Origin of the sequence: Mesorhizobium sp. M7A.F.Ca.MR.362.00.0.0 (genome assembly GCF_004023175.1) — a bacterium.
Taxonomy (GTDB): domain Bacteria; phylum Pseudomonadota; class Alphaproteobacteria; order Rhizobiales; family Rhizobiaceae; genus Mesorhizobium.
On record NZ_RZTF01000238.1, the window covers coordinates 1,372 to 10,074 of the forward strand.

Below are 8,703 nucleotides of genomic sequence, written 5' to 3' on the forward strand. Positions count from 1 at the left end.
GTCGAGGCTGATCGCCGCAAGCGACTGCCACAGCAAAGCCTAGGCGACCGGCAGGTGTGGCGTGACCGCCGGCTCATGGCGCTCGCCGCCCACAAGAGAAAATCGGATCAGGAGTTCGGAGAATGACGCAAACCAGCCGCAAGCCGGGGCCTGCGCAGACCAGGGGCAAGGTCATCATCACCTGCGCGGTGACGGGCGCCATCCACACGCCGACGATGTCGCCCTATCTGCCGATCACGCCGGACCAGATCGCCTCGGAGGCGATCGCGGCTGCCGAAGCCGGTGCCGCAATCCTGCATCTGCATGCGCGCGATCCGGAAACCGGCAAGCCCGACCAGACGCCGGAGGCCTTCGCTCGCTTCCTGACGCGCGTCAAGCAAGGCACCAACGCCGCCATCAACATCACCACCGGTGGCAGCCCGTACATGAAGGTCGAGGAGCGCGTGCGCCCGGCCGCCCAGTTCAAACCGGAAGTCGCCTCGCTCAACATGGGCTCGATCAATTTCGGGCTCTATCACCTCGCCGACAAATACGAGACTTTCAAGTTCGACTGGGAAAAGCCGCATCTGGAAGCGACCCGCGACCTCGTCTTTCGCAACTCGTTCAAGGACATCGAGTACATCCTGGCGACCTGCTACGACAACGGCACGCGTTTCGAGTTCGAGTGCTACGACATCGCCCATCTCTACAACCTTTCCCACTTCGCCGACCGCGGGTTGGTGAAGCCGCCTTTCTTCGTGCAGTCGGTGTTCGGACTGCTCGGTGGTATCGGCACCCATCCCGAAGACGTCGCCCACATGAAGCGCACTGCCGACCGGCTGTTCGGCGACCAGTTCCGCTGGTCGGTTCTCGGCGCTGGCGCCAGCCAGCTCCGCATCGCCGCGCAATCGGCAGCGCTTGGCGGCAACATCCGCGTCGGGCTGGAGGACAGTCTGTGGGCTGGCAAAGGCAAGCTTGCCAAATCGAACGCTGAGCAGGTCTTGCTGGCCCGCAAGATCATCGAAGGGCTCGGCATGGAGGTCGCGACGCCCGACGAGGCACGCGAGATCCTGTCATTGAAAGGCGGCGACAAGGTCGCTTTCTGAGGCGGCCCGAGCAATCGCCGCGAGACGCAAAAACGGAGGAGGACGGCATGAAGATCGAAGTCGTGGTGGACGTGAAGACCACACTGGGCGAGGGGCCGCTGTGGGACGTCGAACAGGAACGACTCTACTGGATCGACAGCTTCGACGGGCGCGTGTTTCGGGCGACCGCCGACGGACGCGAGATCCGGTCATGGGACGTGCCGATGAAGATCGGCTCGATGGCGCTGCGTAAGGATGGCAGCGGCGCCGTGGTGTCGCTGCAGCGCGGCTTCCATCTGCTCGATTTCGCCTCCGGCGATGTGACGCTGATCCACGATCCCGAGCCGGACAAGCCGATGAACCGGCTCAACGACGGCAAGGTCGACCGGTACGGCCGCTTCTTCGCCGGCTCCATGGATACGATGGAAGAGGGGCCGTCCGGCGGGCTCTACAGGCTCGATCCGGACTTCTCCGTCACCCGGATCGATTCCGGCATCATCTGTTCCAATGGTCCATGCTGGAGCCCCGACGACCGCACCTTCTATTTCGCCGACACCTGGACCGGCGAGATATGGGCCTACGACTACGACATCGCGACCGGTGCCGCCACCAACAGGCGCACCTTCGTGCGCGTCGACACCAGCCGGGGCGGTGCGGCGGACGGCTCGACCGTCGATGCCGAGGGCTATCTGTGGAATGCGCTGGTCTATGACGGAAGACTGGTGCGCTATGCGCCCGATGGCAGCATCGACCGTGTCATCGACATGCCGGTCAAGAAGATCACCAGCGTCATGTTCGGCGGGCCGAAGCTGGACACCCTTTACGTCACCTCGATGGCCAAGCCGCCGCTGCCGCGTTTTCCCAGCGACGGCGTTTTGCGCGGCAGTCTGTTCGCCATCACGGGCCTTGGCATCACGGGCGTCGCGGAGCCGCGCTTCGGCGGTTGACGCCAGGCAAGCGAAGCGCCCGTAGCATACGCGGATCAGGCCTTGGCACCAGGAATTCCTCATCAAAAATGTGGCAGCACGCCCGCGGCGCTGCTCTTCACCCAATGAGCGGTCAATGGATCATTGGCCAAAGAGGTCCGGGCGGGCCACGTTGAGCCGTTGAACCGTGCGGAGCACTTCGCGCAAATGCGCCGCCATACGCGCGCCTGCCTGCTTTGCCTCGCCGGTCTCCACAGCCTCGAAGATCGCCACATGCTGAGCGAGCAGCGTTTTAAGGTGGCCGGGTTCGGGCAGGCTCAGATAGCGCACACGGTCCATCTGCAGCTTGACCACCTGGATGACCCGCCAGCTCTTGGGCAGGCCGGCCTCTTCGCAAAGGCTGCGATGGAAGCCCTCGTCAAGCTCGAGAAACAGCTCGCGGTCGCCCTCGGCCACTGCCTTGGCCTGTTGGGCAAGGTTCACCCTGCCTGCCGCGATGAAGGCGCTCGAACCGTGTCCGGCCAGCTTCTGCACGACGGAGACTTCGAGCGCCTCGCGAATGAACTGCGCTTCCTCGACGTCACTCAGCCGGATCGGCGCGACGAAGCTGCCGCGTTGCGGCAGTATGTCGATCAGCCCTTCATCGGCAAGCCGGATCAGCGCCTCGCGCACGGGTGTACGGCTGACACCGAGCTGCTGGGCAAGGTCCTGTTCGCTGAGCGCTTCCGACGGCAACATCGCCAGCGTCGTGATGGCGCGGCGCAGGCGCTCGTAGATCTGCGGTGAGATCGGCATGCGATTGTTGACCGGCTCCAGAACCCGCGAGGGTTCGCGCTGACCGGCGTTTTTCAGCCTGGCAGCATTGCCTGAAAACCTAGTCGCCCCCGAAAGCTTGGTCCCCATGACGAATCCGTTGCTGTGAATGGCGCTGCACTGCTCCGGTCATGACACCACGCACGTCCCAACTCAAGCGGCAAGCAGGATTGACGCTGTATTGACATACTACCATGGTAGTGTGTATGACGCCGGTAGGCCAGGGGAGAGGAGCCGGCATGAAGATCACGGACATCAAGGCGACCACCATCACCGTTCCGCTGGAAGCAGCATTGCGGCACAGCAACGGTACGCATTGGGGACGCTTTGTCCGCACCGTGGTCGAGGTCGAGACCGACGAAGGCATTGTTGGGCTCGGCGAGATGGGCGGCGGGGGCGCCGGCGCCGAACTCGCTTTCGCCGGGCTGAAATCCTACCTTGTCGGCCACGATCCCTTCGATCTCAACCGGATGCGCTACGCCATCTGCAATCCGACGGCGTCGCTCTACAACAATCGCACGCAGCTCCACGCAGCGCTGGAATTCGCCTGTCTCGACATTATCGGCAAGAAGCTCGGCGTGCCGGTCTACCAACTGCTTGGCGGGCGTGTGCGCGACCGGATCGGCTTCGCCTCCTATCTGTTCTTTCGCTATGCCGACCGCCGCAGCGGCAAGGGCGAGGTCCGCACCATCGATCAATTGCTCGAACATGCCCACGCGCTCAAGGCCGAGCATGGTTTTCACGCCCACAAGCTCAAGGCCGGCGTGTTTCACCCCGACTACGAGTTGGAATGTTTCAGGGCGCTCGCCGCCGAATTTCCTGCCGACACACTGCGCTACGATCCGAACGCAGCCCTGTCGGTCGAAGAGGCGCTGCGTTTCGGCCAGGCCATCTCCGATCTCCGGAACGACTATTTCGAGGACCCGACCTGGGGCCTTGCCGGCATGCGCCGCTTACGCGAGAAGCTCTCCATCCCGCTGGCCACCAACACCATCGTCATCGATTTCGAACAGCTCGCCACCAATGTGCGCGACCCTGCGGTTGACGTGATCCTGCTCGACACCACCTTCTGGGGCGGCATCCGCGCCTGCGTGCGCGCCGCGCAGATCTGCGACACGTTCGGCCTCGGCATTGCGGTGCATTCCTCTGGCGAACTCGGCATTCAGCTCGCCACCATGCTGCATCTTGGCGCTGTGCTGCCCAACCTCGTCTTCACCGCCGACGCGCATTACCACCACCTTGCCGACGACATCATCGTCGGCGGCAAGATGCGCTACGAGAATGGTGCGATCGCGGTGCCGGAGGCACCGGGCCTCGGTGTCGAGCTCGATCGCGACAAACTCGCAACCTATGCCGAGCTCTATCGCTCGCTGGGCGGCTACGCCTACGACCGCGATCCTGGCCGTCCGGGCTGGTATCCGCTGCTGCCCAACACCAGTTTCGCCGACCATTTGAACGATGCCGTGCCCGATCTCGGGCTGGGCTGACATTTTTCGTTCGAAAGGATCGGCGGGAGGACGCTATGACTTTCAACCGGAGGAGAACAACAATGAGCAGGACCACAGCCTTATTCCTTGCAGCCATGCTCGGCTGCACCAGCTTTGCAACGCTGGACGCGCGCGCCGATGAAGGCGTCGCCAAGGGCGACACTTCGGCCAAGAAGATCGCCTTCAGCAATTCCTACGCCGGCAATTCCTTCCGCCAGGTGATGATCAAGAGCTTCGAGGAAATGGGCGCCAAGGCCGTGGCCGACAAGCAGATCGCCGCAACAGCCGTCGTCAGCTCGAACAATTCGGTGACCGAACAGGCGAGCCAGATCGAGAACCTGATCCTGCAGGGCTACGATGCAATCATCGTCCTTGCCGGCTCCGACACCGCACTCAACGGCGCCATCAAGGATGCCTGCAATGCCGGTATCACGGTCGTCGCCTTCGCCAGCGGCGTCACCGAGCCTTGCGCCTATGTCGTCGACTACAACCTCGATTCCTATGCCAAGGCCGAACTGGATTTCATCTCCAGCAAGCTCGGCGACAAGCCGGCCAACATCCTCGAGATCCGCGGTATGGCCGGCGACGGTTTCGACAAGCGCCTGCATGAGGGCGTCGAGAAGGCGATGAAGGCGCACGCCAGCTACAAGGCTGTCGGCGAGGTCTATGGCCAGTGGACGGCGACCGTGGCACAAAAGGAAGTGTCGGGCATCCTGCCGTCGCTGCCTCAGGTCGATGCGGTGCTGACGCAGGGCGGCGACGGCTATGGCGCGGCGCAGGCGTTCAAGGCCGCCAACCGGCCGCTGCCGATCATCATCATGGGCAACCGCCAGGACGAATTGGCGCTGTGGAAGCAGGAGCATGATGCCGGCGGCTACGAAACTTTCTCGCTGGGCGCCACGCCCAGCGTCTCGCAGGTCGCGTTCTGGGTCGCGCAGCAGATCCTGGCCGGCAAGCAGGTGCCGAAATTCGTCGAGGTGCCGCTCCTGCAGATCAATCAGCCTGACCTCGACGCCTGGCTGAAGACGGTTCCCGCAGGCGGCGTTGTCAATGCCGAATATCCGCAGGAGCTGGTGGCCAAGATCATCGACGCCAACGTAAAGAAAGAACCTCTGCCCGGCGTACCCGCGCCGAAATGAGCAGCATGGCCGAATGATGAACGATCCCACGTCGCCCAAAAAGGACGCAACAGAGAGAGGCGATGCTGACAGCCCTCTTGTCGAGGTAGGCAATGTCCGCAAGAGCTATGATGCCGTGCATGCCTTGGGCGGCGTGGATTTTCATCTGAACCCCGGCGAGGTCGTTGGCCTGGTCGGTCACAACGGCGCCGGCAAGTCGACGCTGATGAACGTGCTGGCCGGCACCATCGAGCGCAGCAGCGGCAGCTTTCGCGTCGGCGGACGTGAGATCGGTGCCTGGAGTGCGGCCAGTGCCCAGCAGGTCGGTCTGCGCTGTATCTTTCAGGAACTGTCGCTCTGCGCCAATTTGACGTCGGCGGAAAACGCCCGCATCGTGCACAGGTCCTTGCGTGGGTTGGGCTGGCGGCGGCGCGCGCGCCAGGTAATCGGTCCGGTGCTGGACGAGATCTTCCCTGGCCACGGAATCGACCTCGACAGGAAGGTCGCCGACCTGCCGATCGGCGAGCGACAGATGGTCGAGATCGCTCGCGCCTTCACGCAGACCAGCATCAAATTGCGCGCCGTCATTCTCGATGAGCCAACCTCGGCGCTCGGCCATGAGGCGACGGAGCAACTGCTCACCCACATTCGTCGTGCCGCCGGACGTGGTATCGCCTGCATCCTGATCACCCATCGACTGAACGAGATCCTCGCCGTCTGCGACCGCACCGTCGTCATGGTCGACGGCAAGGTCGTCGCCGAGCGGGCGACCGCCGGCCTGTCGCGCGCCGCGCTTGTCGAATTGATGGGCAGCATCGAGCGGCCCCGCGATCGCTCCGCAGGCAAGGCGTCGTCGGTGCAAGCTCCGGTTATCCGGCATGCCGGCCGCGACACCGCTGATCTGACCATCGAAGTCGGCAAGGGCGAGATCATCGGTTTCGCCGGGCTCGACGGCCACGGCCAGCGCGAGCGGCTGCGCGCGATGTTCTATGCCGCGCGCCGGCAGCGCGAGGCCTTGCCGGGTGCCTATGTTGCCGGCGACCGCGGCTCTGAAGGCGTGTTCTCACTGTGGTCTATCGCCGACAATCTGACCATCCGCAGCCTGAATGCGCTGACGCGGGGCGGCATGATTTCAGGCGCCGCCGCTCGCAAGCTGGCCGAGACCTGGTCGGAGCGGCTCAAGGTAAAGGCGCCTTCGATCGACACGCCGATCATGTCGCTGTCCGGCGGCAACCAGCAGAAGGTGCTGTTCGCTCGTGCGCTGGCGTCGGACGCCGAGGTGATCTTCCTCGACGATCCGATGCGCGGCGTCGATGTCGGCACCAAGCAGGAGGTCTACCGGCTGATCCGCGCGGAGGCCGAGAACGGACGCGCCTTCGTCTGGTACACAACCGAGCTCGAAGAGCTGACCAATTGCGAGCGCATCTATGTCTTCCGCGAGGGCCGCGCCGTGACCAGGCTGGAAGATGAGGCCATCGAGACCGGCCGTATCCTGCAGGCGTCGTTCGGAGGCGACCATGTCTGACGCGGCTGCCCGAGTTCCGGCCCGTTCTCCTTCCAATCCGCGTTCGGCCTTGCTCAATGCCATGCAGGTCGGCCTGCCGGCTATCGCGCTGCTGGTTATGCTGGCCATCATCTTCAGCATCCGCCCGGCGGCGATGAGCTATTTCGGCTTCCATCTGCTGTTCAAGCTCTCGGTGCCGCTGGTCTTTGCCGCGCTGGCGCAGATGATGGTGATCATGCTGGGCGACATCGACCTGTCGAACGGCGCCTTTGTCGGGCTGATCACCTGCGTCACGGCGCTCTATCTCGGGGACGCGCCGGCAATCGCGGCGCTGTGCTACATCGTCCTGATCGCCGCCTATGCCGGTTTCGGCCTGCTTATTCATGCCCGGCAATTGCCCTCGATCATCGTGACGCTGGGCATGTCCTTCATCTGGCTCGGCATCGCCGTCATCCTGTTGCCGGCACCGGGTGGCTCGGCACCCGCATGGCTTGCCGCCTTCATGAGCTGGCAGCCGCCTTTGATGCCGCTGTCGATCTGGCTGGCGGCACTGGCGGCGCTCGCCGGCCATCTCGTCATCTCACGCTCCTCCTATGGCGTGGTGCTGCGCGGCGCAGGCGGCAATCCGCGCGCCGTCGAGCGCGCCGGCTGGTCCGTTATCGGCATCCGGGTCGCGGTCTATGCGGTCGCCGGCCTGCTCGCCTGTCTGGCCGGGCTGACGCTGACCGGCCTCACCACATCGGGCGACGCCAATGTCGCGCCGGCCTATACGCTGCTCGGCGTCAGCGCGGTGATCCTCGGCGGCGGCGCCTTTACCGGCGGCGTCGTATCGCCGGTCGGCACGGTGATCGGCGCTCTGACGCTGTCGCTCGCGGGCTCGCTTCTGTCTTTCCTGCAGGTGCCGCCGACATGGCAGATCGGCGCCCAGGGCGTCATCCTGTTTCTCGTGCTGGCCGGGCGCGTGCTTTTGTCGGAGCGGACGCGATGACCCGGAGATTGAGCCTCGCGCCGTGGACCTACGGCTTCATCGTGGCGCTCGCAATGTGGCTGGCGACGACAGCCTACTCGGGCATCGGCAGTGCCGGCGCCACGCTGTCGGGCGCGCTCGCCTTCGGTGCCTTCAGCGTTGTGGTGGGAACCGGGCAGATGTTCGTGGTCGCCTCCGGGCCGGGCAATATCGACCTCTCCGTGCCATCCGTGCTGACGCTGGCCGCCTATGTGTCGATGACGGTCATGCAAGGGTCCGACGGCATGCTGCTGCCTGGCCTGCTTGCAGCACTTGCCGTCGGCGCTGTCGCGGGTGCCGCGAACTTCCTTGCCATCGTCGCGCTCAGGCTGCCGCCGATCATCGCCACGCTCGCCTGGAGCTTCGTCTTCCAGTCGCTTGCCTTCAATCTCGGCGGCCAGGCGACGCTGAAGCCGCCGGCAGGCCTTTCCCGGTTCACCTCGATGAGCCTTGGCGGTGTGCAATTCATGCCGATCGCGGTGATGCTGCTGACGCTGGCCGCCATGATCGCTCTCAAACGCACGGTCTGGGGCCGGCAAGTGCTAGCCACCGGCCAGAGCGAACCGGCGGCGCGGCTTGCCGGCATCAACGTCGCACGGGTGCGGTTGATTGCCTATATGCTGTGCGGCACGGCGGCGGCGCTCGCCGGCTTCCTGCTTGCCGGCTTCAGCGGCGGGGCAGCACTCAACATGGGTGACGCCTATCTGATGGAATCGATCGCCGTGGTGGTGCTTGGCGGCACCAGCGTCGCTGGTGGGCAGGCCAACGCGGTAGGCATATGGGGG

8 protein-coding genes and 1 pseudogene are annotated in these 8,703 nt (G+C 64.5%); 8 read left to right on the forward strand and 1 reads right to left on the reverse strand.

From position 1 onward, the window contains the following. From EOC06_RS43400 to EOC06_RS24515, 3 genes and pseudogenes are all read left to right on the forward strand, one after another. A pseudogene (locus tag EOC06_RS43400) lies at positions 1-126 on the forward strand (3-hydroxyacyl-CoA dehydrogenase); the annotation flags it as partial. Next, positions 123-1,085, forward strand: a complete 963-nt coding sequence (locus tag EOC06_RS24510; RefSeq protein WP_128308998.1) for a 3-keto-5-aminohexanoate cleavage protein — start codon at positions 123-125, stop codon at positions 1,083-1,085. The pseudogene EOC06_RS43400 and the gene EOC06_RS24510, both read left to right, overlap by 4 nt. A 47-nt stretch (positions 1,086-1,132) precedes the next feature. Next, a complete protein-coding gene (locus tag EOC06_RS24515) occupies positions 1,133-2,011 on the forward strand; it encodes an SMP-30/gluconolactonase/LRE family protein (RefSeq protein WP_128308999.1) in 879 nt (292 codons plus the stop codon). Between the two features lie 120 nt (positions 2,012-2,131). Here EOC06_RS24515 and EOC06_RS24520 read toward each other — a convergent pair whose 3' ends face one another. Continuing rightward, complete coding sequence (locus EOC06_RS24520; protein ID WP_128309000.1) at positions 2,132-2,893, reverse strand: GntR family transcriptional regulator; 762 nt, start codon at positions 2,891-2,893, stop codon at positions 2,132-2,134. 149 nt (positions 2,894-3,042) lie between these two features. On the opposite strand from EOC06_RS24520, the gene EOC06_RS24525 reads away from it, so the two are divergent. The 5 genes from EOC06_RS24525 to EOC06_RS24545 all read left to right on the forward strand — a co-directional run. Further along, a complete protein-coding gene (locus tag EOC06_RS24525) occupies positions 3,043-4,290 on the forward strand; it encodes an enolase C-terminal domain-like protein (protein WP_128309001.1) in 1,248 nt (415 codons plus the stop codon). A 62-nt stretch (positions 4,291-4,352) separates the two neighbouring features. Further along, positions 4,353-5,429, forward strand: coding sequence for an ABC transporter substrate-binding protein (locus EOC06_RS24530; RefSeq protein ID WP_128309002.1), 1,077 nt, complete (start codon positions 4,353-4,355; stop codon positions 5,427-5,429). Positions 5,430-5,442: 13 nt separating this feature from the next. After that, the gene (locus EOC06_RS24535) at positions 5,443-6,933 is read left to right on the forward strand and encodes a sugar ABC transporter ATP-binding protein (protein WP_245470007.1); all 1,491 of its coding nucleotides are present in this window, start codon (positions 5,443-5,445) and stop codon (positions 6,931-6,933) included. Positions 6,934-6,994: 61 nt separating this feature from the next. Next, positions 6,995-7,900: an ABC transporter permease gene (locus tag EOC06_RS24540; RefSeq protein WP_245470010.1), complete on the forward strand. Its 906-nt coding sequence runs from the start codon at positions 6,995-6,997 to the stop codon at positions 7,898-7,900. Then, positions 7,897-8,703: ABC transporter permease (locus tag EOC06_RS24545; protein ID WP_164898716.1), on the forward strand; the 807-nt coding region annotated here is incomplete at its 3' end. The genes EOC06_RS24540 and EOC06_RS24545, both read left to right, overlap by 4 nt.